Source organism: Thiothrix subterranea, from assembly GCF_016772315.1.
Taxonomy (GTDB): Bacteria; Pseudomonadota; Gammaproteobacteria; order Thiotrichales; family Thiotrichaceae; genus Thiothrix; species Thiothrix subterranea.
This window is the reverse complement of the sequence record NZ_CP053482.1, coordinates 680,758-705,230: the sequence shown is the minus strand read 5'-3', so window position 1 is coordinate 705,230 and position 24,473 is coordinate 680,758. Positions and strand designations below refer to the sequence as shown.

Genomic DNA, 24,473 nt, shown 5'->3' with positions numbered 1-24,473 from the left:
GGGCTTATTGTCCCTTGTGGAGTAATTGCGCCAGTTCTTGCACCGCTTCGGGCAGGCGTGGGCCGAAACCGAGCATGTAAAGGCTATCCATTGTGACAATGTGTTTGGTTTTGCCTGCGGTGGTGAGGGAAACGCCGGGAATGGCGATGGCTTTGTCGATGCCGCCGAGGGTTTCCAATGTGTCTTTGGTGAGCATAATAATGTCGGGGTTGGCGGCAATCATAGCTTCGCTGCTGACGGGTTTGTAACCGTCGTGGGTGTCACCGAAAGCATTATTGCCACCTGCTAAACCAATCATGGCATTAGCGGCGGTGTTGCGTCCCGCTGCCATTGGTGAGCCATTGCCGACATTGAGTAGGAAGACTATGTTGGGTTTGTTGGTTTGCGGCAGGGCTTGTTGGGTGGCTGCCAGTTTACGTTTGAATTCCAGCACCATTGCTTCACCCTCCGCTGTTTTGCCGATGGTATCGGCGACTCCCTGAATTTTCTTTACCACGCCGTCAGCGGAATGTTCAGCCGGTAGGGTGACGATCTTGATGCCAGCCGATTTGATTTGTTCTAGTACGGCGGGTGGCCCGGCTTCTTCGGTCAGCACAATCACATTGGGTTGCAGTGACAACACGCCTTCGGCGGAGAGTTGGCGTTGGTAGCCGACTTGCGGCAGTTTGGTGGCAGTTGCGGGGTATTGGCTGGTGGTGTCTACGCCAACCAGTTGCTTGTCAGCGTTGAGGGCGTAGACGATTTCGGTGAGTGCGCCGCCGACGGAGACAATACGTTGCGTGGCGGCTGGCTGGGTTTCAGCCATTGCTACACGGGCAATGACGAAGACGAGCAGGGCGAAAACTGAGAGATTTAATAATATGCGCATGGTTTTCTCCTTTAGCTGCCTGTTCCGTCGCGCAGGTCATCCATTTCGCTGGCGGTTGCCTTATCCGGGCTTCGATGCCCTTTTTCATTACGGTGACGAATTTCACTCAAGCCTTCACCACTCAGCGTATACGCTTGCGCAAAGCCTGCCACGTAGCCACCCGTTTGCGGTTTCAGGCGGAACAGATGGAAGTCATTAAGTTTGCGCATCATGTCCATGAATTTGCCGAAACGTGCCACAAACGCATCCAGCACGATGTCAAACGCGGCGCTTTCACGCGGAATTTCTTCCGCCTCACAGCGCAGCGTGACCCGGCGGCGTGCAAACACGTGTTTGGCATCGCCTTCATCTTCGATGAACATCAGGCTGCATCGCCCAGTCGCGGTCAGGTTTTCGGTGTGGGTGGCAAGTTCACTCACGTACACGTAGTAATCGCTGAGGTGTTCGACATAAGGCGCGTAGCTGGCATCCGGTTCGCCTTGGGCGTTGCAGGTTGCCATTAGCAGGGTTTCAAATTCGTGGTGGAAGTTGCGGAATTCCGCCATTACAGCGTTCAGGTCGCGGGGTTGAATAGTCATTGTCGTTCGCTCAGGTTAGGTTCAAGCCGTCTTGGCGGCAAAGTCTTGTAACAGTTGTTGCCATTGCAGCGTATGCGGCAAATTGGCGGGCGGTTTGGCGGATAGCATCAACAGCAATTCGCCGTTACTGTCGTAGCCTTCCAGTGAGGACACCATGCCCGTCTGGGTGGGCTTGTGGACAATCCACGTATGGTGTAAATCGCTGTCATCCAAATGCAGGCGAAACCACGCATCTTGCGAGCGGTTGTAGACCGCATTAGGTCGGGTCAAATGGGGAATGCCAACGTGCGTTTGGGTAATGCCGGGGTTATGCAGGGATAGCCATACCTCCAATTGCTGGGCGCGAGCCTGTTCCAGTACGTGACGGATAGCATCAGGTCGTGCAGGCTGGACATATTCACGCGGCAATAGTTGAATGGCTTGCCAGCGCGTCAGTTGGTGTTTCTGAAGGATCACCGGAATGGCATGGCAACTTTGCAAATGCCGCCAATGTGCCACCAATGAGCAGACGTCCGCTGCCGCTGAGGTGCGCCGTTTGTGGGGGAGACTCGGTGGCAGCAGAAACGTTTCAGGTGTTTGATCAACGGCATACAGTGGCAACAGCCAGTCAGCCCCCAGTTCCTTGCAGGAGAGTGTGGGGTAAATGCTGTGCAGCAATTTGCCGTGAATGTCGAAAAAGTGAAAGCTGACACAGGCTTTATCCAGCTCACACTGGTCGTGCAGGGCAAATGCACAATGCCAGTGACTGAGGTCGAGTTCCAGACTGCCATCCTGATCTGTAATGCTGGCGGTGTTGCCCGAAAGGGCTATTTTGTAAAGGCGCAGCAGTTTCTCATGGCTGGTCTTGCCGTGGCGGGTGATGAATAAGGTTCCACCCAAACGGCTTAGACGCAGCAACAATTGTTGCCAATCGTTATGCAGGCGTTTGGCCTGTTGCCCGACCAAGGCAGCCATAATGGCGGCTTCATTATGGCTGGATGCCGCTTGGTTGCTGGCATCATTGGCAGCGGCAACCACCGGGTTGAAGCGCATTAGCGGGTGGCGTTCTGCCAAATGGGTTAGCGGTTTCATGGCGGTATCCTTTAAAAATCCCAAGTCAGGCCGACTTTGACGTGGCGGGCAGGTTCGGAACGGCTACGTTGAGTGGCTGTCAGGTTACGGGCGCTTTCCCATTCCCAATATTGCTTGTCGGTAGCGTTGAAAACACCCGCATCCAAGCGCACATTTTTGCCCAGTTTGCGGTAGGCGGTAACATCCACTAGGTTGTAGCTAGGGGAAAGGAACGGGGTGGTGGTGCTATCCACATCCTCTTTCTTTTTACCGGCAGCGGCGGTTAATGACAGTTCGCTACCCCAGCGTTTGCCGGGTGCGTCATAGCTAACGCCAACCACACCGTGTATGGGTGCAACGGAGTTGAGCGGTTGTTTTTGACCAGATTTTTCTGCTGTTCCTTTTGCATAGGCCACTGCACCACGCACTTGAACGTTATCCGTGACATTGACGCTGGTTTTGGCTTCTACGCCTTTGATGGTGACACCGCTGAGGTTCTGGTTTTGGAACACGCCCATTGGGTAGCCTGCTTGTGCGCCTAGATTGACTTGCTCAATGAAGTTTTCATATTTGTTGTGAAACGCCGCGACTTCCACATTGGTCTTGTCTGTGCCGAAACGGTAGCCGAGTTCCACACTGTCGACGCTTTCCGGTTTGAGATTGGGGTTGGCACTGTTTTTGTAAGCGCCGGGGCGGTCAAAACTTTCGTACAACTGGTTCATATCGGGGGCTTTAAAGCCTTGGGCAATGTGACCGAACACACTTTGCTGATCATTCAGGTCGTAAGTTGCGCCTAATTTCAAGGAGGTTTGCGTTTCGCTGCTTTTACCCGGTGTGCGGTCGGCAGGTGAGCTGCTGAGGTAGAGCGCATCCGGTTGCGGGTCAATCGTGTAGCTGTCGTAGCGGATACCGGGGGTTATGGTCAGGTGTGAACCGTCTGATTTGATCCGGTCTTGTGCGTAAACGGCAATGGATTTACTGGCGGATTTGGGCATTCCCCGCCCGACACCGCTGGCACTGCTGTTACGCCATTGTTCATAATCGGTTTTTTCAGTATTCAAACCGTAGCTGAGGGTGTGTGCAGTGCTGGACGTGTCGAAGTCTTTTTCAAAATCCAGATTAAAAACCGTGGTGTCTTCCTTGTAATCGGAGTCATAGCTGGCAGGTGCGCCGCGTGATACATAAGTTGCTAGTTGATCCGTATCGGTTTTTTGCCAGTCGAGGCGTGCGGTTACTTGGTCAAAGGCGGCGGTGGCGCTTTCCAATTGGTATTCAGCACTGACACGGGAGCGTTGCTTTTCATCTTTGTAAACGGTGTTTGCCAGTGAGTTACTGAGTGCTTGGGTATTTTCTTCGGTTTTGTTTTTCTCGGCAGTTAGCTTCAGGGTTTGCCCTTTGCCTGACAGAATTTTAACTTTACCGAGGATGTTCATATCCTTGGTATTTTGTGGGTCGGCAATGTCACGGGTTGCGCCTGTGCCAGCGCGTTCGCCTTTGTTTTTGGTTTCCTCACCGTCTTGTTGGGTCACAACCAGCATGGATTCGACATTGCCTTTGCGCCCCGCGACGCTGACGGATTTGGAAAAACCTTTGTCCGAACTGTCGTAATGCAGGTTAGTGCTGCCACCGATGCCATTGCCTTCTTCCTGGAAAATATCGTCGGGGTCTTTGGTGATGTAGGAAACTACCCCGCCCAGTGCGTCACTGCCGTACAGGGAAGAGGCAGGCCCCGGAATCACTTCCACTTGCTTGAGGGTATTCGGGTCGAGAAAATGACGGCTGGAACTGAGGAAGCCGAAACTCAGGGCTTTGGGTTGGCGCACGCCATCGACGTTGGTCAGTACCTGGTTGCCGGTAATGCCGCGAATATTGATGGGGGAATCACCCCGGATACCGGAGCCGCTGACCGTCACGGATGGCGTGTACTTAAAGATTTCATCCACGGAACTCGCCATGTTTTTCTGAATGCTTTCCTGTTTAACGACACTCATGGTGCCGTCGGTTTCGCCTTGCTTCTGTGCAGTTTTGGAGGCGCTTACGACTACAGTATCAAGTGAAAATACCTCTTCGGCAGATGCGTTGGTAGCGGCGATAAGGTTCAAGAGCGAGCAGGATAACACTAACGATTTTTGGGTTACGAATGGCATACAAATTGTCCTCAAAACTTCAATAAGGTCATTTGGCTACCAACGCAAGCGTGGATGGCTAAGTGTAAAGGGGGAGGGCGTTTACACGGTGGTGCGCCCACCGTTTAAACAAACCAATACCGGTCTGACGTGGCGGGTTTTGGTGACAATATCCTGATTCAGCGCCCGGAGTTTTTGCTGTTTATGCCGGATGAGATTTTGCACTATTTTCAGGTCATCTTGCAGTTCGGCAAGGTCTTGCTGTAGTTGCTCACGTTCTTGTTGCAAGCGGTTGAGTTGGGGGTTTTTGCTGTGTTGTTGCTTGCAATATTCAGGCTGATTCATAACGTCTTTTTTCCATCATGTTTGAAAAAAGTACGCTGGCTGACTTGGCTCAGAAGCTGGCTTGCGCAAGATTATAGGAGGTAGTAACGATATTTAATGATAATTGTTAGCATTTGTGTTGGCAAGTGTTAGAGTGCATTTAGATGAAATTAATTCTTATTAATATTATGCGCACAACCTCATCTCCAGCAACTCATGTGCGGGCGTGCGCTTGCGTTGCAACATATCAAACAGCGGTTCCAACAACTGATGGTCAGGGTCATTGCCCAATGCCCGATCAGCGGCATGGAGTGCTTGCCATGCAAACTTGAAAATCAAGGGGTTATCAAATGCCTGCATCGCCGCCATTTGATGTTGGTGCGCATTCGGTACAATGGCTCGCCCCGGTAAGCTATCATCCAGCACCAGACCTTTCAGCAAGGCAAACAGTGCGCCATACAAGGTAAAATCACTGCTGGAATCAAACGCTTTGAACTCAATCCGTCCTGCTTCTGCCGGATGACGCGGTGCTTTAGTCAGGGTAGGGTTTGAATGCAGCAGATGCCCGCTATCGGGTGGGAACACCAACGCGGCGGGGCGTGCACCGGTACGTTTCCATGTGCGGATCGACAAACCCGACCAGATTTCTCCCGCATAAAATGGCGAATTGAAGCTGAACGGCACAATAAACGGGCTGTAATACGTCAGTTTGCTGGCAGCATCCACCATTACCGCACTATTCATGCCGAGTTGCGATAAGCTCAAGTCAGGGCCATAAGTGAGCATGGGGATGTGGGCAGTATCGCGTTCTTCGGGCGATTCGTTGCGCTGTTGTTCGCGCTCAAACGCATTCAGCGGTGGGTTGGGAGTGAATTTTACCTGTTCTGGGTTGAAACTGACGGGGGCAGGGCGATAGCCATAACGCGCCGCCATCTCCAGCAACAAGGTGTAACTGTCTTGCAATTCGTTCAACGCACTTTGAATACTGGTGTGAATGGTGGTACGGATCTCGATGCCTTTGGGGGTGCAAGTCCGCAGTGTGCCATCTTCGTTGAAGCGTTCGTAACCCTCGATATACCAACGTTTACGGCGGATACCCGCATCGCCACTGCGCAAATGCTCGGCATCAGCGGGGTGTTCCGGCAGGCGGTCAACGATTTGCTGGAAATCCTCAAAACCAGTGTTGGTGAAATCGGCAAATTTGCCGTCAGCGCGGTAAAACGCGACTTCGTGTTCAATGCCAAAACGGAACGGATTCATGCAGCTTGCTCCTGTGGTTTGCTCAATGACACCCACGTGCGCCAGCTATCCGGTGTGCCGCGTTGGTTGCGCAATTTGCCTTCGTGAATGTCTGCGGCACTGTCTGGTTGGGGCGGGAACATGAAAATTGCGCCCAATAATTTTTGTTCTGTGGGGATGCCGCACAGCTTGAAACATTCGCTGGAGGCTAACACGCCACCGCTAGACCAATAGGTTTGCAGATCGCGGGCTTCGCCTGCCAGTAACAGGTTTTGGACGGCGGCGGCAGCACCGGCAAGGTGTTCTTCGTTCATGTGTTGCGCTTTGCTGCTGTGATCCGGTTCGGGCAGCCAGGTGCTTAACACCACCGAACCGGCAGCGGCTAACATGCGGATAATGGTGGAATCTTCGGTCACATTGCCCGCGCCGTTATCCAGCAGGCACTGTGCCAAGGTCAGGCAACTGGCTTGATCCAGCGCGTAAAAACGCCAAGGGACGCATGAATCAAGTTCATTCTGACGGTGAATTTTATTGGCGGGGAAATGGAACGGTGCCCAACCGGCGATGCGCACGGCTTCTTCCACTTTTTCGGTGAAGCCGTGGGGAATAACGGCAGGGGAATGCAGGTGGCCTAACACTTTTCGTGTGCGGCGGTTGCGGATGACGCGATCCACTGCCAGTGCCAACGCCATATCCTTGGGTTTGAAAATGGAGTGCAGGTAGGTCATGACCAATCCTCTGGTATAGGGGTGTAAAAAACACGCTGGCTAGTAGGAGAGGTGGCTTACGTGAGGGGAGCGACTTGTCAATAATAATATTGATTCTCATTTATTTTGGCAAGTGAAATCGGTGTTATTGGGAATGATTTTGATAATTGTTACTTAAGTTATTGTTACACAAAGAAAATATGTAATTGCTTCAATGCTTGTTGAACGGTAGCATTGACTTCCACGCAACTATAAATCACACAAACAATCAGGAGATAATAGCGATGAAAGGAAATCCCGACATCAACCGTTCGCTGAATCTGGCGCTACGCAGCCAGTTGACGGCGATCAACCAATACTTCCTGCACGCCCGCATGTGTAAAAACTGGGGCTTGGAAGGTTTCAACAAGCACGAATACAAGCGTTCCATTAACGCCATGAAACAGGCGGACGAGCTGATCGAACGTATCCTGTTTCTGGAAGCACTGCCCAATCTGCAAGACCTTGGCAAGCTGTATCTTGGCGAAGATGTGCCGGAAATCATCGCCAACGATTTACGTTTAGCGGGTGAAGTGGTGGCTGAATTGCGCAGTGTGATTGCGGCGTGTGAACAAGCGCAGGATTACGTAAGCCGCGACATGCTGCAAGAAATCCTTGAAGAGGAAGAAGAGCAAATCGACTGGTTGGAATCCCAGCAATGGGCAATCCAGAATGCCGGTTTGCCCAATTATTTACAATCCATGATGAACGCATAAGGAGACGACATTATGAAAGGAAACGACCGCGTTATCGACGTGCTGAAAACCCTGTTAGCGGGTGAATTGGCAGCACGCGACCAATATTTCATCCATTCGCGCATGTGTGACGACTGGGGCTTGACCAAGTTGTTTGAACATTACGAGCATGAACGTCAGGAAGAAAGTGCCCATGCCGATGCCATTATTCGCCGTATCCTCTTCCTCGAAGGTGTGCCGGATCTGAACAATCAAGACAGCCTGAATGTGGGTTCCGATGTGCCCAGCATGTTTAAGAATGACCTTGCGCTGGAATACCATGTGGTGGGTGCGCTGAAGGCGGCGATGAACATCTGCGAAGAAGAGCAAGATTACGTCACCCGCGAAATGCTGCGTAGCCAACTGGATGACACCGAGCAAGATCATGCCTATTATCTGGAAAAGCAACTGGGTTTGATTGACAAAATCGGCTTGCAGAACTATTTACAGTCACAGATGTAAGTTCCCTCCCATACTCTGTTCAGGCACACGCGGTCTTCGGATGCGGCGCATTACCCAGACAGGGATTTTCCATATTGTTATGTAAAGCATTCTCATTTATATTACAGGCTTTGTAATCACTGAAAGCCACACCATGCGCCTTCTTTTTTTCTGCTTATTGTGCTTGGCATCAACTGCCATTGCTGCTAATCCTCCCCTCAATACCAAAGCCGCCTTGGGCGAAAAGCTGTTTTCTGACGTGAATCTATCGAAAAACCGCACGCAATCTTGCGCCACTTGCCACAATCCTGAACACGGTTTCGTGGATAATCGCAGCACAGCGGTGGGTAAAGCGGTTTCCTTGGGCGATGACGGCAAATCCTTGGGGGATCGCAATGCACCAACAGCAACTTACGCCAAATTCAGCCCAGATTTTCACCAGAACAAAGCGGGTAACTATATCGGTGGGCAATTTCTGGATGGGCGCGAGAACGATTTAGCTGGGCAGGCGGGCGAGCCGCCACTGAATCCGGTGGAAATGGGGATGCCGGACAAAGCGAGCGTGGTGGCGCGTTTGCAGGAAAATCAGGATTACGTTAGCGCGTTCAAACAGCTTTTCGGCGCAAGTGTTTTCGACACGCCGGAAACGGCTTACGCGGCAATGGCGGAAAGTTTGGGTGAGTTTGAAAAAACCGAGCTGTTCGCGCCGTTTGATTCCAAATATGACCGCTATTTGAAAGGGGAGGTCGAACTGACGGATCAGGAATCGTTGGGTGAATCCTTGTTCTTTTCCCAGCAGTTCACCAATTGCAACCGCTGCCATCAGGTGAAAGCCTTTCCCGGTAGTGAGGGCGAAACCTTCAGCAATTACGAGTACCACAACTTGGGAGTGCCGACCAATCACGCGGTACGGGCGGCGAATGGCAAGGCTAAGGATTTCGTTGATCAAGGTTTGTTGGCACACCCCGACATTAGCGACCCCACAGCGGCGGGCAAATTCAAAGTGCCAACCTTGCGCAATGTCGCAGTGACTGCGCCGTATATGCACAATGGCGTGTTTGCCGATTTGCGTACCGTTGTATTGTTTTACGACAAGTTTAATAATGCGCAGCGCACCCTCAACCCGGAAACTAGCAAACCGTGGGATGTGCCGGAAGTCGCAGGTAATCTCGCCTTACAAACCGATGAATTTCAAGCATCTGCTTTGAAAGATGCGGAGGTGGATGCGTTGGTGGCGTTTATGAAGACGCTGACGGATCAGCGTTATGAACATTTGCTCAAATAAAAATGTATGCAGTTCTGGTCTCAAGCAGTTAGCAGTGATAGCTGATCCGAAAATACCGTGCTGTGCATCGTTGCCGCTGATCTATCCACCAAGTTAAACACGCCACACAGCTCGTGCCAACCAATGCCTTGTAACCAATCCGGTAGGCTCACCGTGCCTTGCCCTTTGCGTGGCAGGATGTAACAACTTTCAGCCCGATACAACAGGTTGTAAGGTTGGTTAGCCTGATGCAATGCTGCAATGATTTCCCACGCTGCTTGCGCAGAATCCGCCCGCCAGCAGTGCAACGGGTAGGCTTGTGTGCCGCCGTTATGCTGCCATTGCGCTGCTTCCACCGGAAAGCGTGATGGGCGAATAAATCCCTGAAAATGCAGTTGATTAACCGAGGCATACGCGCCGACACTATTGAATGCTATCCCAAACCCCGGTAGGTAGGTGGCGGTGCTGGCAGCCAGCGCCATGATGCGTTCATGGTAGGGTTGTGTCAGGAATTGCGGCAAGGTGGCTTGCGGTTCAGGCACGATCAGCGTGTGCCAAGGTGCAAACGGAAACTTGTTGTAGAACACCCGTAAATTCATGCCTTCCGCTGTGCCTTCCCACAAGATTTCGGGGCGCAGAAAGGGTTTGTTGAAGTGAAATTTGTCCGCTGCAAAGGGTTGGAACAATTCGCTGAAGACTTCGCTCGATACCCGCGCTGGGCGCAGACTCCGTAATGGGTTTATCACCAATTCCCACGGTTCAGCGCGTGCGTGTTCCCAGCCGGAAAAAATCTCGATGCCGGTTTTCAGCAGCGCCGCGACGGTGGCGACATCATCCACCGGGCCGTCAGGCTTGCGCTGTTGCAGTTGTGCAAACGTCTCGCGTAAAGGTGTGGCGAGTTGTTCGCGTAATCCTGCGTCTTGCATACTGTTGGCGAGTACCAAGATAAACGCGCCCAAGCCGTCGGGCGTGAGCATGTTCTGTAAACCGTCGGCAAAGCGGGTTTTGAAAGCGTCGGGTGAAGTGGTGAAAAGCATGACAGTTGCGCCTTATATTATTGGAACAGGATCAGTCCGTACACCAGCGGCGTCAGCGGAAAGGAACGGCGGGTAAATGCCAGCACCCTGCCGATAATAATGCGGTCTGAGACTATATAACGAAATGAAAATAACGGGCTATCTGTTTTTGCTGCTTGGGGGTGATGGCTTACGGAAAAAATGTTGCATGGTTGGCCTGACAGAAGTGTGCTTTCTCATTCCCCCGGGCAGCTTCGGTTAATATGGTGTTAGCTTTTCCCAACAATCTACCGGTGTTAGTAACCATGTTATATTCATCCAAACCCTCTGCTGAGTCCTGCGTAACAAGCTTCGATGAATTTGCGCACTTGGCAGATTATTCCCTGATGGATACCTTGAATGCCGACCCTGACGCTATAAGCGATGGTCATGATCACCGTGCCCGTCAGGTTTTTTCCGGTCACTTCGTGCTTGTGACACCCACGCCGCTTCCAGACCCGGAATACGTAACCCACAGCAGCACTTTTTTCAAGGAACTTGGGTTGAGTGATGAGCTGACGCTGGATGAAAAATTTCGCCAGGTATTTTCCGGCGATCTCTCTGCGGCGCAGAAGCCTATGCGTCAGGTAGGCTGGGCGACAGGTTACGCACTGTCGATTTATGGCACCGAATATACCCGGCAATGCCCGTTCGGCACGGGTAATGCTTATGGTGATGGCAGGGCAATATCCGTGTTTGAAGGCATCATCAATGGCCAGCGCTGGGAAATGCAATTGAAAGGCGGTGGCCGGACGCCTTATTGCCGTGGTGGCGACGGGCGTGCAGTGCTGCGTTCCAGTGTGCGGGAGTTCCTAGCGCAAGATTACATGCACGCTTTGGGTGTGCCGACCTCGCGCTCTTTGACGCTGTATGTTTCCAAAGCCGAAACCGTTACCCGACCCTGGTATTCTCAGGATTCCCACTCCACTGACCCCGATATTATGGTGGATAATCCTGTGGCTATTTCAACGCGCGTTGCACCCTCTTTTTTGCGTGTTGGTCAGTTGGAGTTATTTGCCCGTCGCGCCCGCAGTCATGCGCATCCAACAGCATTGGGAGAGTTGAGAATGATTGTGTCGCATCTGATTGAGCGGGAATACAAAAGCGATATTAATCAGATTCTTGCTTTTGCAGATCAGTTGGTTGAGCTGGCTAGGTTATTTCGCCAGCGTCTTACGTCACTGGTGGCTAATTGGCTACGGGTTGGTTACTGCCAAGGGAATTTTAACAGTGACAACTGTGCCGCAGGTGGCTTCACCCTCGATTATGGCCCCTTTGGATTTTGTGAAATTTTTGACCCTGAATTTCAGCCTTGGACGGGCGGTGGGCAGCACTTTTCATTTTTCAACCAGCCAAACGCAGCAGAGACTAATTATCACATGTTCTGGAAATCGGTGAGGCCGCTGCTGGCGAAAGACGCTGAAGCTTTAGAACGGTTCGACCAGATACGTCACGATTTTGCAGAGACCATGCAAAAACAGATTCAACAGATGTGGGCAGCCAAACTGGGCTTGACTGAATTCCAACCAACACTTTTCAAGCAGTTGATGCAGTTAATGGCTGACTCAGCGGTGGATTACACCCTTTTCTTCCGCGAGTTATCCCATATCCCGGACGATATTTCAGCATTGAAAAAGAGCTTTTATGTCAAGACTTCATCGCAACTCGATGAGCAATGGCAATCCTGGCTAACAAGCTGGCGTGATCTCGTGATCAACGACGGTGATTTGGCTGAAATATCAAAAAAGATGAAACGGACTAACCCCAAATACGCATGGCGGGAGTGGTTGATTGTCCCTGCCTATCAACAAGCCATGCAGGGTGACTACACGTTGATCAAAGAGCTGCAAGCCGTACTGAGCAACCCCTATGATGAGCAAGCACAAGCAGAGGAAGACAGGTACTACTGCCTGAAACCAACTGTGTTTTTTAACGCTGGCGGCGTGTCGCACTATAGCTGTTCCTCTTGATCCGGCACTGTTAGGTTTCTCAACCGTTTGGTCAGCTAATGTTCTGAAGTCAAGGTGATTTCCATAACTGGGAAACGCCTTGATACGCCACCAGCATCACCGCCACGGCAACCAGCAGCAAGGCGGCACTGGCGATTTCGGGTGTGCCACTTTGTTTGCTCATAATCCCGTAAGCCGCCCAAGCAATCACCAAGCCGTAGATCATATCATGGCGTTTTAAAATGACGATGGCGCTGATGACTGCCGCAATGGCGAGTTTCAGTAATGTCCAATTGATCGCATCCAAACCGGCATTTTCCCACCCCATTGCTTGTTGCACGATGGTGAGATTGGCGATGGTGGCAACCGTAATCCAGCCGGTATAAAGGCTGAAGGGCAGCACTAACAACAGGTGTTGTGTCCAGGTGACAGGTTGGGTAGCAATCCCCAACGTGCGGTAAATCTTCACCAACAGCACGAGTAAAACGACCATCACCAGCAACGATAACCAGAGCTGTTCGTAGTGCCAGCAAAATAACCAGACGATATTCGCGATGCAGGTGAGAATGAACAGCCGGGTAACGTTCGATACCAAGGTGTTGTGGCGTTGCGCGGGGAGTGCCTGATAGATCACAAATCCGGCCAGGCTGAGATAAATCACGCCCCAGATAGAAAACGTAAAACCATCCGGCGTGAATAAAGTGGGGTATTTATCGGAAATGTCCTTCTGCGTTTGACCGCCGAGGGGAATGACATTCGATAGCGCATTGACCAACACCATCAACACGAAAGCGGCAAGCGCCCCGCCCCATTCGGTGCTTTTACGGGTGAAAGTAGGTTCCATGTTGACGGTGCTCCTGCGGATTAATCACGGCTTGGCGGACAGAATCCTAGAAAATCGGGTTTGGCGCAAGTTTGTGGTTAATGCAGGAGCCTGCTTGTCCATTAGCGTCAACGACCGCATTAAAAGCGGGGATTCCGGTGGTGATGTTGCCGTCTACGGTGGGCGGCACACCAGCAGCGACCGATTTGTTTACGCTGTTTGATGACATTATCCAACGCCTGACCAGCGTGCAGAGGTAGCGGATAGATTGGTGGTTACAGCTTTCCATCCTCGCGCCTGCACTGGTGGTGTGGCAGTTTCCGCACTGGTTGCCTCGGCTGTTTGCGCGGCGCACTTTTTATCTGGTGTTCGCGGTGGTGATTACGTTTTCGGTGCAAATCGTCGGGGTGTATTTGGTGTTTGCCAGTTTGGTGATTCCGGCATTGGCGGTGATGGGCAAAGCGCAAGAGCAGCCTGCGTTGCTTCCGGCTTTTGGGTTGGGGGTGTTGGGTTATGCGGCGGGGATTGCGGTGTCGGCGTGGCTGGATTTGCCGACCGGGGCGAGTATTGTGTGGTTTTTGGCGTTGGCGGGGTTGGGGTATCGGTTGGCAAAAAAATAAGTTGCTTGTTGCTTTTCATCTCAGCTTGTTAATTCCCGATAGGTCAATACTTATCCCTATTCCTTTCATCTTCTGCACTCCCTCCTCTAAAATATAGAGGCTGTCCAGTGGAGCGAAGCGGAACGATGGTTGACCGCCTTGTTAAATTTTACAACTTGGTAGAAAGCCAAATTGCAAATTCTGTAGCCCGCCTGACAATATAAAATATTGGCTTGTAGACCAAAGAACTATTTTCATTCGTTTGACCAAACTCTTGATGAGCTTCTTCGTCAGCTTTGATACTTAAAACCGCAGCATGAACTTCAATATCATTTTTACTTAAAAATTCTAATTGCCATTCAAGATGATGCAACACTGTACTTTCAATTGAGTTGGTGCAAACCCAAATTGCATTGCGCCCAATAATAGCAGTAAATAAGCCTAATGAAAAACCACCAAATGCCCAAAAATGGATTGCGTAACAGCGACGAATTGATCGCGAAATCAATAGATTATTGAAAGTGTTGAAATGTACCTTTTCGTGAGCAAGCATTTCCTCTAATTGTGACGCAATATCTTTGTAAAACATCCGAGCAACAAAAAGTTGTGCCTTGTAAATATTGATAGCTCCATATTCACCGGCATGATTTACTCTAAGAATACGTTCCACTTCTTTCATTAAGCGAAGATCTTCCTGACTTGCGAATTTAACGTTTGAAGTAAGGGGATCGGCGCTTTATGCCGAGTCTCAGCCCACAGGTTTTTTTGTGGGCGAACTTGATTGATTTGTTATCATTTTTTAGTTACCGTAAAAAAAGAGTACGAACAAGAATTACCACTTCTACTTGGGCTAGTTTTTACTTCAATCACTCTATTATCATCCATAAATATTAAATTCTCATAATACCGTGGGTCACTATCATTTCTTGCACACCTACCATTATCTTCCATTAAATTCATATTTTCTCTACAGTACGCTAATTTGTCTCTGCCTTTTGTAGAATTGCCATATTTTTTGTATTGCCACCCTTTTGGGTTTAACTGTCTATCATCGAAATGTTCAGTTTCAAAACTGACAGCACTATTATTTAAATATTTTTCACTTAATAATTTTGCTTTTTTTTCTGCTTCCATTTTCATTGGCTCATCAATTAATGATAACGAGGGTGTAGAAAAACCTAGGTTTCTCTAACAAAATTTCAAAAGCGGCATGATCTACGTAAATCTTTGAACATTTTTCACTGAAAACTCATCAAAGATTTACGTAGAATTGCACGCTTGTTTATTCTTCGTTCAATTCCAAAAAATCGAAAAAGTGGTTTGGAGGTTTTTCTACAGCCTCAACGTCCGACTTGACGGGCGGGGCGGGGAGTAAGTCGGTCGGAGTCGCGGGCTGTCACCGCGTCCGTCGTCGACACACTTGTTGGCGCATCAATTGTAACCAAAAACGAAACAAATATTTGATTTAATTAACTTATTTATTTTTTGTTGAATCTTTCCTCCAAAGCAATAGCTGCATCTTTATGACCATTTTTTGCCGCTAGTTGATACCAAGCTTTTGCTTGTAGCCAATACTTCGGGATAAGACCTTGAGAACGAAGTTCTTCGATACATCCTAATCTATACTGTGCAGCAAAAGCACCAGGGTGTTTATTATCTAATGCTGCTAGAGAAAACCATTTGATTGCTTCAGCAGTGTTATTTTTACTCCAATGGTATGAGCCAAGGCTAGTATAAGCACCAATATCTCCTTTATCAGCAGCTATTGTTAGTAGTTCAACTGCCTTGGTTTCATCACGCTGAACACCGTAACCATTAATTAGTAGAGATGCCATATTAACCATAGAAGTTAAGTGTGATTGTTTTGCTGATAATGCATAGTAATAATAAGATTTTTCATAATCTTGATCAATGCCAATTCCAAAGCTATATGCATAACCTAGTTCATATTGTGCAAAACTATCACCAAGTTTAGCTGCGGCTTCAAAATATATGAAGGCATCTTGAGCATTCCCTTGCTTTTTAACTTCAATACCCATACTATATATTTTTTGTGCATTCGTTAATTCACTCATGATTTCCTCATGTCTACCCGGTTATTAGGATACAATAAAAATTAAGATTCTGATAAATACATCCGAATTTATCAATTCATTTCTTAATCATGCCACGTTTTACATCATTTATATTATTCCTCAAATACTGTCCAACGTTTTTTAAAGAGAAAGTGGATAAAAATAACTTACTATTAATTTTAGAGGAAAGCTACTTATATCTAGAATTAATTTAATCTTTGCTTTAAGAAAATTTTTATAACATCATTCTATCGTATTTCTCGTAGATCCGATAAAAGCTTTGAAAGATAATTATCTAATTCTTGATTTTCTGCATCCGGTAGTATCAGGCTGGATTCAAGGAATTTTTGAACATCTGCTCTGTACTGCGGTGGAATCTCTGACACAGATTTAGTAGAAAGTTCCTTATGAATTTCAATCACTGCTTTAGGAGAGATAACCAGATCAAAGTTCTCTAAAATCTGATCTTCCCTACGATTATCTATTTCTTTATAAAACTCTACTAAATTCATATCTGGTATTCCTTGCATTAGTATGTTGGTACTTAAGATCATCTCCTTATACACAAATCAATCCATTCCCAACTCACTAGCCATCTGAATGCCATAAATGCAGTCCAGCACCCTTGAGTAGCCAAGCCAGATACTTTTAGCCCCCGGTTCGCCATCGGATTTTCTGCCCAAAAAGCCCCCAGTTCTGCCAGATTGCGGATCACTTGATTAAGGGTGGGTATGCCATCGGGTAGTGCTTTTTTGCCGAGCCGGAAGGATACTTTCCATTCCAGCGGGTCAAACACCAGATCAGCCGGAAGTTCTGGGCAGGTACGCCCCAAGCGCATCAGAAACATAATCCGCCAGGCCACCATGATGTAGAGCGCGAGGGCTTTTTCGATGCGCTCTTTGGTGTCCAGTTGCAGTTTTTCGATGCGACAACCAACTTTCAGGACATCAAAAAACATTTCGATTTCCCAACGCGCTCGATACCAGTCGATGAGTTCACAGGCAGCATCAGCGGTCTCCACACAACGGTTGGTGACTAAACGCCAAATGAGGGGCGATTTTCCGGCGGGTGGGTTGATTTCTTTGGCTTGAACTAAGGTTAATAGCATCGGATGCTTACTCTTGGGACGCAAGGTATAACGTAACACCTTGATTTCTTGTACCACTTTACGGGGCTTTTCACCCTGCTTGCGCGGTTTGGTAAAGGTGATACGGGTCAACGCCTTTTGTTGATCAATGGCGTCCCACAGTTTGAGGTCATCCCCCAAGGCGCGGTTATGTTGCGCCCGTATCAGCAGGTCAGCCGGGTAATCCAAGGCTTGCGCCCGTTTGAGTAAGTCGTAAAAGTCGCTTTCACGGTCGCCCGCATAGATGAGGCGGTGTTCAGGGCAGCGTGCCGCCAGTTCGGCTACTCGCTCATACCCTTCAATCCAACGGCGGCTTTCTTTGATGCTGGGGTTGGCTTGGTCGGCAGCTTTGCTCAATCCCCGTGACCACATCCACGTATCGGTGATGCCCAACGGCAAACGTTCTGGGGTGATACACAAGGTCGGATGCAGGTACATCCCGCGTTGCTTGTCGTAGGATAACCGCCCTAAACCCTCGGTTTCCTGTCCATTGAAGTCCAGTTCGGTCGTATCTTGAATACACAGGATAATCCGCGAATCTTGTTGACGAATTCGGCACTCTGTCGCTTCAAAGTGGGATGCCATCAAAGCATCATGGCTCACCGCTTCATTCCAGAAGAAACGGTACGTCGCCAAGGTGCTTGACCAACTTTGGCAAGCCTTAGGGATGCTGGACTGGGGGGCTTTCAGCATGGCTTTGAGGATATGAGCGGCTCGTGTTTCGAGACGCTTGTCTCCCAAATCAAGATCGGTGAGTTCGGTAGATGACCAGTTCATGAGTGAAAATTGCTTATCTTACATCAGCTTGGGAACTTGTGTATAAGGAGATGACTTAAGATACCACACCAACATTTAATTAAATTTTCTCTGTATATGAAAAATTTTCTATGATTTCTAGTACTTATGATGCCTGATTATCACCCAAAATAATCCGAGAGAGTTTCTACAGCCAACGTTAAAGCATTTTATGCCGTGTGCGGCAGCATTGGGCATAAATGCCTTGTTGGACGGAACCGCGTGCTACGGAGTCCGACACCTTATCTATAAGGGGATTGCTTTTTTTGCCCATCGCCCCGTCAGCCCCTGTTGCCTGATGATTCCCCACCAACCGTTGCCTATCCATTGCCGTCCTGCCTGTTTCCGCCCTGATTGTGGTCAAACATAGCACAGGGTTCTGGGTGTTTCGAGCCATTTGTCCAGCAGGTACAACAGCGGTGTGTGGCAGTCCCGCATCATGCCGGTTTTGCAGCAAGGGCAAGGGATGCCGTCAAAGCATTCATTACCGGGTTCAGTGTCCCGTTGCTTGGCTCAGCGTGAAGTAACGCCTCTTTGCACCGCAGCATACGGCAAGTTTACGCCCCAAAAACGACGCTACCGCCCTAGTGCGTACACACTAAATCGCAGGGAGAAGGTTTTCGTTGCTTATCATTTGAGCGAGTTTAAATCATTATCGTGCTTTATGGAACCTGAATTTTCCATATTTTATAAGGAATTGTCGGACTAAAGTCCGAACTACAAACAAGCGCTGCGCAAGCGTGCTTCCACCCGTAAGGCTGTCATGCGCTGGGCATCTTAATCGGTTTCTACAGGTAATGACAAAGCAGGAAGGCAATCGGGCAGTCGCCAGCGTAATTTTTTTGAAATTTTTTATTGCTTGGGGGATTCCAGCCACAACAGGTAAGGGTTTGAAGCAGCTACCACAAAACCCACCCAAACCTCTCCAATCTTTGTCATTTTGGAGAAGTTACAAGGCGCAGACTACCGTTCATCTGTCGATAGCAACATCAAAAACACTCACCTCTAGACAAAAAACCTGCCGCATTGCATCCTATCCCTCATGATTATCAGCCACAAAATCCGTCTTGACCCCAACAATAAGCAAGCCACGTACTTGGCGAAAGCCGCAGGTACAGCACGGTTTGCTTACAACTGGGCGTTGGCGGAATGGCAAACCCAATACGCGGCATGGAAGGAAGACAACACCCAGCCCAAACCCAACCAAATGGGCTTGCGCCGCCAATTGAACGCCATCAAACGCGAACAATTCCCGTGGATGCTCGAAGTCACTAAAAACGCCCCACAAATGGCGATTATCCAACTCGGTGCAGCTTTCAAAAACTTCTTTGCAGGGCGAGCCAAGTACCCACAATTCAAAAAGAAAGGCAAAAGCCGCGACAGTTTCACCCTCACCAACGACCAGTTTGCTATCGACGCTTGCCGCATCCGCATTCCCAATCTTGGGTTAGTGCGGATGCGGGAAACATTACGCTTTTCCGGCAAAATCCTCTCCGCCACGATTTCCCGCACCGCTGACCAGTGGTTCGCCAGCATCACCGTGGATACCGACCAACATCACCTCCCGCCTGCCGAAAACCAAGGCACAGTGGGTGTGGATTTGGGCGTATCCGCACTGGCAACGCTATCAACGGGGAAAAAAGTGGTTGGGGCGAAGCCGCATAAAGCCTTGCTTTCACGCCTAAAACGGCTATCCCGCAGCCTGTCGCGCAAGGTCAAAGGCAGTGCCAACCGCCATAAAGCCAAGGCAAAACTGGCAAGGCTTCACGCCAAGATAGCCAACATCCGCCAAGACAGTTTGCATCAACTCACTACGGATTTAACCCGCCGTTTCCACACCATTGGCATTGAAGACTTAAACGTATCGGGCATGGTGAAAAACCGCCATTTATCCCGTGCCATCAGTGACATGGGGTTTTTCGAGTTCCGGCGGCAACTGGAATACAAGGCGGGAATGCGGGGTGCGGTGGTCGTGGTGGCTGATCGGTTCTTTGCCTCCAGCAAGACCTGTTCTGCCCCCGGCTGTGGGCATAAAGTGGACAAGCTACCACTATCGGTACGTGAATGGACTTGCCCCGTATGTGGCGCAGTCCATGACCGTGACATCAACGCCGCCAATAATTTGGAAAAATACGCCGTGAGTTCCACGGTGTCTGCCTGTGGAGGGGAAGGCGCTGGTCTTGGGCGCAAGCCGAAGACGAAACCAGCCCCCGTGAAGCAGGAATTTAACCGCAAACTTGACCTTGGTTAAGTTTGTATAAGTTTAAAAGAACGGCGCAGCAATATGACAAGGAAGCCCCCGACATTAACCGCAAGTTTGAATAACTGGTTCGGGGGTGTAAAACCGACTATTCTTAATGTGAGCCTAAAACAGGCTTGTGCAGAATGGAGTCGTTGTTATGCATAAAAAATTACCTGCCATATTATCTGCCAAGCAATTGCTAATCAATGAAAGCAACGAGTTGCGAATGCGGCTGGCGCAGGTTGAGGATAATTTGCGTACTATCCGTGCCGAGGAAGTTTATGTGCTACGTGCCGCCGAGCAACGGATGCGGCTGGCGACCGAGGCGACGGGTGTGGGGATTTGGGAATGGCATGTCAGCACTAACCAGATCCGGTGGGATCCGCAAATGTTTCGGATTTATGGCATTACCCCGACGCCGGACGGCACTCTGGCGTATAGCGATTGGAGTCATTGTGTATTCCCAGAAGATTTGCCCCAACAAGAAACAATTTTAAAAGAAACTGCTTCACAAGGTGGGCAGAGTTCCCGCGAATTCCGTATTCGGCAGCCCAATACGGGGGAATGCCGCTGTATCCAATCGGTGGAAACCGTGCGTACCGATGCGAGCGGGCAAATCGAATGGGTGGTGGGCACAAATCTGGACGTTACCGAACGCAAACTCGTTGATACCGCCATGCGCGAGAGCGAAGCCCGGTTGCGATTATTCATCGAACATGCGCCCGCCAGCATTGCCATGTTTGACCATGAAATGTGTTATCTAGCCGTCAGCAATCGCTGGAAGCAGGATTTTGGTCTGCCGGATGAGCTGGTGATTATCGGACGTTCGCATTACGAGGTGTTCCCAGAGATTCCCGAACACTGGAAAGCGTTGCATCGCCGGGGGCTGGCGGGGGAAACCTTGAATGCCGACGAAGACCCCTTTGAACGCTTGGATGGCACGACGCAATGGCTAAAATGGGAAGTGCGCCCGTGGTTCACGGCTGATGGACAAGTGGGCGGTATTCTGACCGCTGCGGAAGAAGTGACCGAGCGGATGCTGGCTCGAAAAGCCTTGCAGCAAAGCCGTGAAGACTTGAACCGAGCGCAGGCCGTCGGGCAACTTGGCAGTTGGCGGCTGGATGTCGGTCGAAACGTGTTGTTTTGGTCTGATGAGAACTACCGCATCTTCGGCGTACCGAAAGAGACGCCCTTAACCTACGAAACTTTCCTGGGAATCGTTCACCCCGACGATCGCGAGTCTGTGAATACGCAGTGGCAAGCCGCTCTGGATGGCACACCCTACGCCATTGAACACCGCATTGTGGTCAATAATCAGGTGAAATGGGTGCTGGAGAAGGCTTATTTGGAATTCGATGCGGCTGGAGGGTTGCAAGGCGCTTTCGGTATTACCCAAGACATTACCGGGCGCAAGCTGGCAGAGTTGGCTTTGCAGGAATCGAATCACCACAAGGATGCTTTTCTGGCGATGCTGGCACACGAATTGCGCAATCCGTTGGCATCCATCTGCAACGCCGTGCATGTGATCCATTTGCAGGGGGCGCAGCAACCGACCTTGAGCCGTGCCACCGCGATGATTGAACGTCAGGTGAAGCAACTCATTCGCTTAGTGGATGATTTGCTTGATATATCGCGGGTCTCGCGGGGCAAGATTGCGCTCCAGAAAGAAACGGTGGAGGTGGCAGCCGTCATCCGTCAAGCCATTGAAACCAGCCAGCCGCACATCGACGCACGCCAGCACCAACTGCAAGTGGAATTGCCGGTCTCAACACTTCGGGTTGAGGGTGACTTCACCCGTCTAGCGCAGGTGGTCAGTAATGTGCTGAATAACGCCGCGAAATACACCGATGCCGGTGGCTCAATTACGGTGGCAGTGGCACAGGTCGGTCATGAAGCGGTGATTCGGGTGCGTGACAATGGGCGCGGCATCGACCCGGTAGCATTGAAGAGTTTGTTTGACCTGTTCTATCAGGTAGACCGCAACCTCGACCGTTCCGATGGTGGTTTGGGTATCGGTTTGTCGCTGGTCAAAAGTCTGGTCGATATGCACGGTGGTCAGGTTGAGGCGCACAGTGAGGGGCTGGGCAAAGGCAGTGAGTTTATTATCCGCTTGCCCTGTTTGGCTGAAGAAGCGGCGCTCCAATCCACGGATGTATTAGCTAACTCGCCCGCACCGTCCCGCGCCCAACGCATCCTACTGGTGGACGACAACCCCGACGTGGCAGACAGCATGGTCATGTTGCTCACGATTTTTGGTCACGAGGTGCTGGTCGCCCACGATGGCAAGCAAGCAGTCGAAGTCGCGTTGCGGGAACGGCCTGCGGTGGTGTTGCTGGATATTGGTCTTCCGGGGATGGATGGCTATCAGGCGTGCCGTGCAATGCGCAACGGCGGGCTGAGCGATACGCTGATCATTGCGATGACGGGCTACGGTCAGGAAGATGACCGGCGCAAGGCTGAAGCGGCTGGATTTGATCTGCACATGCCCAAGCCAGTCGACGTCCAAGTGCTGGAAGAACTGCTGGCTTCGCTGCCATCTTAAGCATTGTAATAATAACGGTTCTTATTTATTATGGTTAATTTTGGAGTTTTATAGTGATGTATGCAGTTAAATGGCTGGCTCTTACGGTGGCAATGGGTGTGGTGATGACGGTGGGGGCTTGTTCCAAAACCGAAAGTGTTGGCGGGGCTAATGCGGTTGCAGCGGCTGCACAGGGGGCGGTGAAGAATGTATCGAATGCCGAATTACAAACCTTGTTGGATCAAAAAGTTACCTTGATCGACATTCGTTTGCCGGAAGAGTGGGCGCAAACCGGCATTGTCGCGGATAGCCATCGGATTACGCTGTTTCAGAAAAATGGCTCTGTTGCGCCGGATTTTTTGACTAAAGTGCAGCAAGTAGCCGCTACCGATAAGCCCGTTGCTTTGATTTGTCGCACCGGCAACCGCACACGAGCGGGGGCGGATATGTTGGCGCAAGTCGGTTACAAAGACGTGTATAACGTGACGAACGGGATTATGGGTTGGATCAAAGCGGGTAAGCCGGTCGTGCGTCAATGAGCATGGAAGCTTTTCTGGTCTCAACCGGCATTGTCGCCCTCGCGGAAATCGGCGATAAAACCCAATTGCTTTCGCTCGTGCTTGCGGCAAAATTCCGCCGCCCGCTTCCCATTATTCTGGGAATTTTGGTGGCTACTTTGCTGAATCATGCAGGCGCGGGGGCGATTGGTGCGTGGGTCACGACGGTGTTAGGTGAAGAGGCGTTGCGTTGGATTTTGGGCTTGTCGTTTCTGGCAATGGCGGTGTGGATTATGATCCCCGACAAGCTGGATGACGATGATGTGAAGGTGGATGCGACGCACTACGGCATTTTCGGCGCAACGGTGGTGGCGTTTTTCCTTGCGGAAATGGGGGATAAAACCCAGATTGCGACCGTGGCATTGGCGGCGCAATACGCCTCTTTGTTCTGGGTGGTCGCGGGTACAACCTTGGGAATGATGCTGGCGAATGTTCCGGCGGTGTTGCTGGGCGATAAGATGGGCAGCAATTTACCATTGAAATTGGTGCATGGGATTGCGGCTGCTATTTTTGCCACCTTGGGTATCGCGACGTTGTTGGCGCTGTAGGCTTGGGCTGGAAGGGTAGAGACGCAAGATGTTGCGTCTCTACGGTGATGGCAGGTATAGGGGTTAGATTACAGCGATTTCTTGCAGAAATACCAGTCGGTACATTCGTAACCTTCGTTCATGCGGGCTTCTGCGCCTGCGACATCTTGCGGCGGTGGCACGATGACTTTATCGCCCGGTTGCCAGCCTTCTGGTGTCGCTACCTTGTGGGTATCGGAGGTTTGCAGTGCCGCGACCAAACGCAGGAATTCATCAATCGAACGTCCGTTAGTCATCGGGTAGTACACCATTGCCCGCATAATGCCGTTCGGGTCGATGATGAAGGTGGCACGCACGGCGGAAGTATCCGCTGCGCCGGGGTGGATCATGCCGTAGGCATTCGCCACTTTCATGCTCAGGTCTTCGATGATCGGGAAACCGATTTCCACGCCAAATTTTTCCTTGATATTGCGTACCCACGCGACGTGGCTGTAGTAGCTGTCGATGGATAAGCCCAACAGGTCGCAATTCAACGCGGCGAATTCGCTTTGGCGTTTGGCAAATGCCATGAATTCGGTGGTGCAAACTGGGGTGAAATCAGCCGGGTGTGAGAACAGTACCAACCATTTGCCTTTGTAGTCTTCCAGCTTTTTTACACCGTGGGTGGTGCGGGCTTCAAATGCGGGGGCTGGCTCGTTAATGCGTGGCATAGCGTTTGTCATGTTTTCCATTTCAGTATCCTTTACTGTGAGCAGTCAGATGTGATTAAGAAAGATTGATCTTGCTAGTCGATCGTTTTGCTTTCCATGATCGGTATATTATTAAATACTGATT

25 protein-coding genes are annotated in these 24,473 nt (G+C 50.3%); 10 read left to right on the top strand and 15 right to left on the bottom strand.

Going from position 1 to position 24,473, the window contains the following annotated elements; genetic code table 11:
* Nucleotides 1–4: 4 nt before the first annotated feature.
* The 7 genes from HMY34_RS03335 to HMY34_RS03305 all read right to left on the bottom strand — a co-directional run bounded on the left by HMY34_RS03335 (nucleotide 5) and on the right by HMY34_RS03305 (nucleotide 6,913).
* The gene (locus HMY34_RS03335) at nucleotides 5–868 is read right to left on the bottom strand and encodes a heme/hemin ABC transporter substrate-binding protein (protein ID WP_202717896.1); all 864 of its coding nucleotides are present in this window, start codon (nucleotides 866–868) and stop codon (nucleotides 5–7) included.
* Between the two features lie 11 nt (nucleotides 869–879).
* Nucleotides 880–1,446: a HugZ family pyridoxamine 5'-phosphate oxidase gene (locus HMY34_RS03330; protein ID WP_202717895.1), complete on the bottom strand. Its 567-nt coding sequence runs from the start codon at nucleotides 1,444–1,446 to the stop codon at nucleotides 880–882.
* Nucleotides 1,447–1,467: 21 nt separating this feature from the next.
* A complete protein-coding gene (locus HMY34_RS03325) occupies nucleotides 1,468–2,517 on the bottom strand; it encodes a ChuX/HutX family heme-like substrate-binding protein (protein WP_202717894.1) in 1,050 nt (349 codons plus the stop codon).
* An 11-nt stretch (nucleotides 2,518–2,528) separates the two neighbouring features.
* Nucleotides 2,529–4,643, bottom strand: a complete 2,115-nt coding sequence (locus HMY34_RS03320) for a TonB-dependent hemoglobin/transferrin/lactoferrin family receptor (protein ID WP_202717893.1) — start codon at nucleotides 4,641–4,643, stop codon at nucleotides 2,529–2,531.
* A gap of 81 nt (nucleotides 4,644–4,724) precedes the next feature.
* The gene (locus HMY34_RS03315) at nucleotides 4,725–4,967 is read right to left on the bottom strand and encodes a hypothetical protein (protein ID WP_202717892.1); all 243 of its coding nucleotides are present in this window, start codon (nucleotides 4,965–4,967) and stop codon (nucleotides 4,725–4,727) included.
* 165 nt (nucleotides 4,968–5,132) lie between these two features.
* Nucleotides 5,133–6,206: a glutamate--cysteine ligase family protein gene (locus tag HMY34_RS03310; RefSeq protein ID WP_202717891.1), complete on the bottom strand. Its 1,074-nt coding sequence runs from the start codon at nucleotides 6,204–6,206 to the stop codon at nucleotides 5,133–5,135.
* Complete coding sequence (locus HMY34_RS03305; protein ID WP_202717890.1) at nucleotides 6,203–6,913, bottom strand: nitroreductase family protein; 711 nt, start codon at nucleotides 6,911–6,913, stop codon at nucleotides 6,203–6,205. The genes HMY34_RS03310 and HMY34_RS03305 overlap by 4 nt, the downstream gene beginning before the upstream one ends.
* 263 nt (nucleotides 6,914–7,176) lie before the next feature.
* Here HMY34_RS03305 and bfr (HMY34_RS03300) point away from each other — a divergent pair, with 263 nt between their 5' ends.
* From bfr (HMY34_RS03300) to HMY34_RS03290, 3 genes are all read left to right on the top strand, one after another.
* Complete coding sequence (gene bfr / locus HMY34_RS03300; RefSeq protein ID WP_202717889.1) at nucleotides 7,177–7,647, top strand: bacterioferritin; 471 nt, start codon at nucleotides 7,177–7,179, stop codon at nucleotides 7,645–7,647.
* Between the two features lie 12 nt (nucleotides 7,648–7,659).
* Nucleotides 7,660–8,127 (top strand): bacterioferritin, encoded by a 468-nt coding sequence (gene bfr / locus HMY34_RS03295; protein ID WP_202717888.1) that lies wholly within the window; start codon nucleotides 7,660–7,662, stop codon nucleotides 8,125–8,127.
* A 133-nt stretch (nucleotides 8,128–8,260) separates the two neighbouring features.
* Nucleotides 8,261–9,391, top strand: a complete 1,131-nt coding sequence (locus HMY34_RS03290) for a cytochrome-c peroxidase (protein ID WP_202717887.1) — start codon at nucleotides 8,261–8,263, stop codon at nucleotides 9,389–9,391.
* A gap of 20 nt (nucleotides 9,392–9,411) precedes the next feature.
* On the opposite strand, the gene HMY34_RS03285 is transcribed toward HMY34_RS03290, so the two are convergent.
* Nucleotides 9,412–10,407, bottom strand: a complete 996-nt coding sequence (locus HMY34_RS03285; RefSeq protein ID WP_202717886.1) for a GDP-D-glucose phosphorylase 1 family protein — start codon at nucleotides 10,405–10,407, stop codon at nucleotides 9,412–9,414.
* A 347-nt stretch (nucleotides 10,408–10,754) separates the two neighbouring features.
* Between HMY34_RS03285 and HMY34_RS03280 the strand changes: the two genes are divergently transcribed.
* Nucleotides 10,755–12,395: a protein adenylyltransferase SelO gene (locus HMY34_RS03280; protein ID WP_228287968.1), complete on the top strand. Its 1,641-nt coding sequence runs from the start codon at nucleotides 10,755–10,757 to the stop codon at nucleotides 12,393–12,395.
* A 49-nt stretch (nucleotides 12,396–12,444) separates the two neighbouring features.
* Here HMY34_RS03280 and HMY34_RS03275 read toward each other — a convergent pair whose 3' ends face one another.
* Nucleotides 12,445–13,218 carry a TspO-related membrane protein gene (locus tag HMY34_RS03275; protein ID WP_202717884.1) on the bottom strand — a complete coding sequence of 258 codons (774 nt, stop codon included), beginning with the start codon at nucleotides 13,216–13,218 and terminating at the stop codon, nucleotides 12,445–12,447.
* A 71-nt stretch (nucleotides 13,219–13,289) separates the two neighbouring features.
* On the opposite strand from HMY34_RS03275, the gene HMY34_RS03270 reads away from it, so the two are divergent.
* Complete coding sequence (locus tag HMY34_RS03270; RefSeq protein WP_228287967.1) at nucleotides 13,290–13,457, top strand: hypothetical protein; 168 nt, start codon at nucleotides 13,290–13,292, stop codon at nucleotides 13,455–13,457.
* 48 nt (nucleotides 13,458–13,505) lie between these two features.
* A complete protein-coding gene (locus HMY34_RS03265) occupies nucleotides 13,506–13,817 on the top strand; it encodes a metal ABC transporter permease (protein WP_228287966.1) in 312 nt (103 codons plus the stop codon).
* Between the two features lie 148 nt (nucleotides 13,818–13,965).
* Here HMY34_RS03265 and HMY34_RS03260 read toward each other — a convergent pair whose 3' ends face one another.
* From HMY34_RS03260 to HMY34_RS03240, 5 genes are all read right to left on the bottom strand, one after another.
* Nucleotides 13,966–14,475: a demethoxyubiquinone hydroxylase family protein gene (locus HMY34_RS03260; RefSeq protein WP_202717883.1), complete on the bottom strand. Its 510-nt coding sequence runs from the start codon at nucleotides 14,473–14,475 to the stop codon at nucleotides 13,966–13,968.
* A gap of 113 nt (nucleotides 14,476–14,588) precedes the next feature.
* On the bottom strand, nucleotides 14,589–14,930 hold the full coding sequence (locus HMY34_RS03255; protein ID WP_202717882.1) for a hypothetical protein: 342 nt from the start codon (nucleotides 14,928–14,930) through the stop codon (nucleotides 14,589–14,591).
* Between the two features lie 344 nt (nucleotides 14,931–15,274).
* The gene (locus HMY34_RS03250) at nucleotides 15,275–15,871 is read right to left on the bottom strand and encodes a tetratricopeptide repeat protein (protein ID WP_202717881.1); all 597 of its coding nucleotides are present in this window, start codon (nucleotides 15,869–15,871) and stop codon (nucleotides 15,275–15,277) included.
* Nucleotides 15,872–16,119: 248 nt separating this feature from the next.
* Entirely contained in the window at nucleotides 16,120–16,383 is a 264-nt protein-coding gene (locus tag HMY34_RS03245; RefSeq protein ID WP_202717880.1) for a hypothetical protein, read from the bottom strand.
* 38 nt (nucleotides 16,384–16,421) lie between these two features.
* On the bottom strand, nucleotides 16,422–17,774 hold the full coding sequence (locus HMY34_RS03240) for an IS4 family transposase (protein WP_443080462.1): 1,353 nt from the start codon (nucleotides 17,772–17,774) through the stop codon (nucleotides 16,422–16,424).
* 1,060 nt (nucleotides 17,775–18,834) lie between these two features.
* Between HMY34_RS03240 and HMY34_RS03235 the strand changes: the two genes are divergently transcribed.
* The 4 genes from HMY34_RS03235 to HMY34_RS03220 all read left to right on the top strand — a co-directional run bounded on the left by HMY34_RS03235 (nucleotide 18,835) and on the right by HMY34_RS03220 (nucleotide 23,660).
* Entirely contained in the window at nucleotides 18,835–20,043 is a 1,209-nt protein-coding gene (locus HMY34_RS03235; RefSeq protein ID WP_202717879.1) for an RNA-guided endonuclease InsQ/TnpB family protein, read from the top strand.
* Between the two features lie 148 nt (nucleotides 20,044–20,191).
* Complete coding sequence (locus HMY34_RS03230) at nucleotides 20,192–22,576, top strand: PAS domain-containing hybrid sensor histidine kinase/response regulator (RefSeq protein ID WP_202717878.1); 2,385 nt, start codon at nucleotides 20,192–20,194, stop codon at nucleotides 22,574–22,576.
* A gap of 56 nt (nucleotides 22,577–22,632) precedes the next feature.
* Complete coding sequence (locus HMY34_RS03225; protein ID WP_202717877.1) at nucleotides 22,633–23,094, top strand: rhodanese-like domain-containing protein; 462 nt, start codon at nucleotides 22,633–22,635, stop codon at nucleotides 23,092–23,094.
* Complete coding sequence (locus HMY34_RS03220) at nucleotides 23,091–23,660, top strand: TMEM165/GDT1 family protein (RefSeq protein WP_443080461.1); 570 nt, start codon at nucleotides 23,091–23,093, stop codon at nucleotides 23,658–23,660. The genes HMY34_RS03225 and HMY34_RS03220 overlap by 4 nt, the downstream gene beginning before the upstream one ends.
* 68 nt (nucleotides 23,661–23,728) lie before the next feature.
* Here HMY34_RS03220 and HMY34_RS03215 read toward each other — a convergent pair whose 3' ends face one another.
* Nucleotides 23,729–24,370 carry a peroxiredoxin gene (locus tag HMY34_RS03215; RefSeq protein WP_202717876.1) on the bottom strand — a complete coding sequence of 214 codons (642 nt, stop codon included), beginning with the start codon at nucleotides 24,368–24,370 and terminating at the stop codon, nucleotides 23,729–23,731.
* Nucleotides 24,371–24,473: the final 103 nt, after the last annotated feature.

What these genes read in the sequence shown, in the direction of transcription:
- HMY34_RS03275 (WP_202717884.1), bottom strand. Translation starts at nt 13,218, where the DNA reads ATGGAACCTACTTTCACCCGTAAAAGCACCGAATGGGGCGGGGCGCTT.
- HMY34_RS03225 (WP_202717877.1), top strand. Translation starts at nt 22,633, where the DNA reads ATGTATGCAGTTAAATGGCTGGCTCTTACGGTGGCAATGGGTGTGGTG.
- HMY34_RS03330 (WP_202717895.1), bottom strand. Translation starts at nt 1,446, where the DNA reads ATGACTATTCAACCCCGCGACCTGAACGCTGTAATGGCGGAATTCCGC.
- HMY34_RS03240 (WP_443080462.1), bottom strand. Translation starts at nt 17,774, where the DNA reads ATGAACTGGTCATCTACCGAACTCACCGATCTTGATTTGGGAGACAAG.
- HMY34_RS03260 (WP_202717883.1), bottom strand. Translation starts at nt 14,475, where the DNA reads ATGAAAGAAGTGGAACGTATTCTTAGAGTAAATCATGCCGGTGAATAT.
- HMY34_RS03285 (WP_202717886.1), bottom strand. Translation starts at nt 10,407, where the DNA reads ATGCTTTTCACCACTTCACCCGACGCTTTCAAAACCCGCTTTGCCGAC.
- HMY34_RS03215 (WP_202717876.1), bottom strand. Translation starts at nt 24,370, where the DNA reads ATGGAAAACATGACAAACGCTATGCCACGCATTAACGAGCCAGCCCCC.
- HMY34_RS03325 (WP_202717894.1), bottom strand. Translation starts at nt 2,517, where the DNA reads ATGAAACCGCTAACCCATTTGGCAGAACGCCACCCGCTAATGCGCTTC.
- HMY34_RS03230 (WP_202717878.1), top strand. Translation starts at nt 20,192, where the DNA reads ATGCATAAAAAATTACCTGCCATATTATCTGCCAAGCAATTGCTAATC.
- HMY34_RS03245 (WP_202717880.1), bottom strand. Translation starts at nt 16,383, where the DNA reads ATGAATTTAGTAGAGTTTTATAAAGAAATAGATAATCGTAGGGAAGAT.
- HMY34_RS03335 (WP_202717896.1), bottom strand. Translation starts at nt 868, where the DNA reads ATGCGCATATTATTAAATCTCTCAGTTTTCGCCCTGCTCGTCTTCGTC.
- HMY34_RS03320 (WP_202717893.1), bottom strand. Translation starts at nt 4,643, where the DNA reads ATGCCATTCGTAACCCAAAAATCGTTAGTGTTATCCTGCTCGCTCTTG.
- HMY34_RS03315 (WP_202717892.1), bottom strand. Translation starts at nt 4,967, where the DNA reads ATGAATCAGCCTGAATATTGCAAGCAACAACACAGCAAAAACCCCCAA.
- HMY34_RS03290 (WP_202717887.1), top strand. Translation starts at nt 8,261, where the DNA reads ATGCGCCTTCTTTTTTTCTGCTTATTGTGCTTGGCATCAACTGCCATT.
- HMY34_RS03250 (WP_202717881.1), bottom strand. Translation starts at nt 15,871, where the DNA reads ATGAGTGAATTAACGAATGCACAAAAAATATATAGTATGGGTATTGAA.
- HMY34_RS03235 (WP_202717879.1), top strand. Translation starts at nt 18,835, where the DNA reads ATGATTATCAGCCACAAAATCCGTCTTGACCCCAACAATAAGCAAGCC.
- HMY34_RS03255 (WP_202717882.1), bottom strand. Translation starts at nt 14,930, where the DNA reads ATGGAAGCAGAAAAAAAAGCAAAATTATTAAGTGAAAAATATTTAAAT.
- bfr (WP_202717889.1), top strand. Translation starts at nt 7,177, where the DNA reads ATGAAAGGAAATCCCGACATCAACCGTTCGCTGAATCTGGCGCTACGC.
- HMY34_RS03220 (WP_443080461.1), top strand. Translation starts at nt 23,091, where the DNA reads ATGAGCATGGAAGCTTTTCTGGTCTCAACCGGCATTGTCGCCCTCGCG.
- HMY34_RS03305 (WP_202717890.1), bottom strand. Translation starts at nt 6,913, where the DNA reads ATGACCTACCTGCACTCCATTTTCAAACCCAAGGATATGGCGTTGGCA.
- HMY34_RS03310 (WP_202717891.1), bottom strand. Translation starts at nt 6,206, where the DNA reads ATGAATCCGTTCCGTTTTGGCATTGAACACGAAGTCGCGTTTTACCGC.
- bfr (WP_202717888.1), top strand. Translation starts at nt 7,660, where the DNA reads ATGAAAGGAAACGACCGCGTTATCGACGTGCTGAAAACCCTGTTAGCG.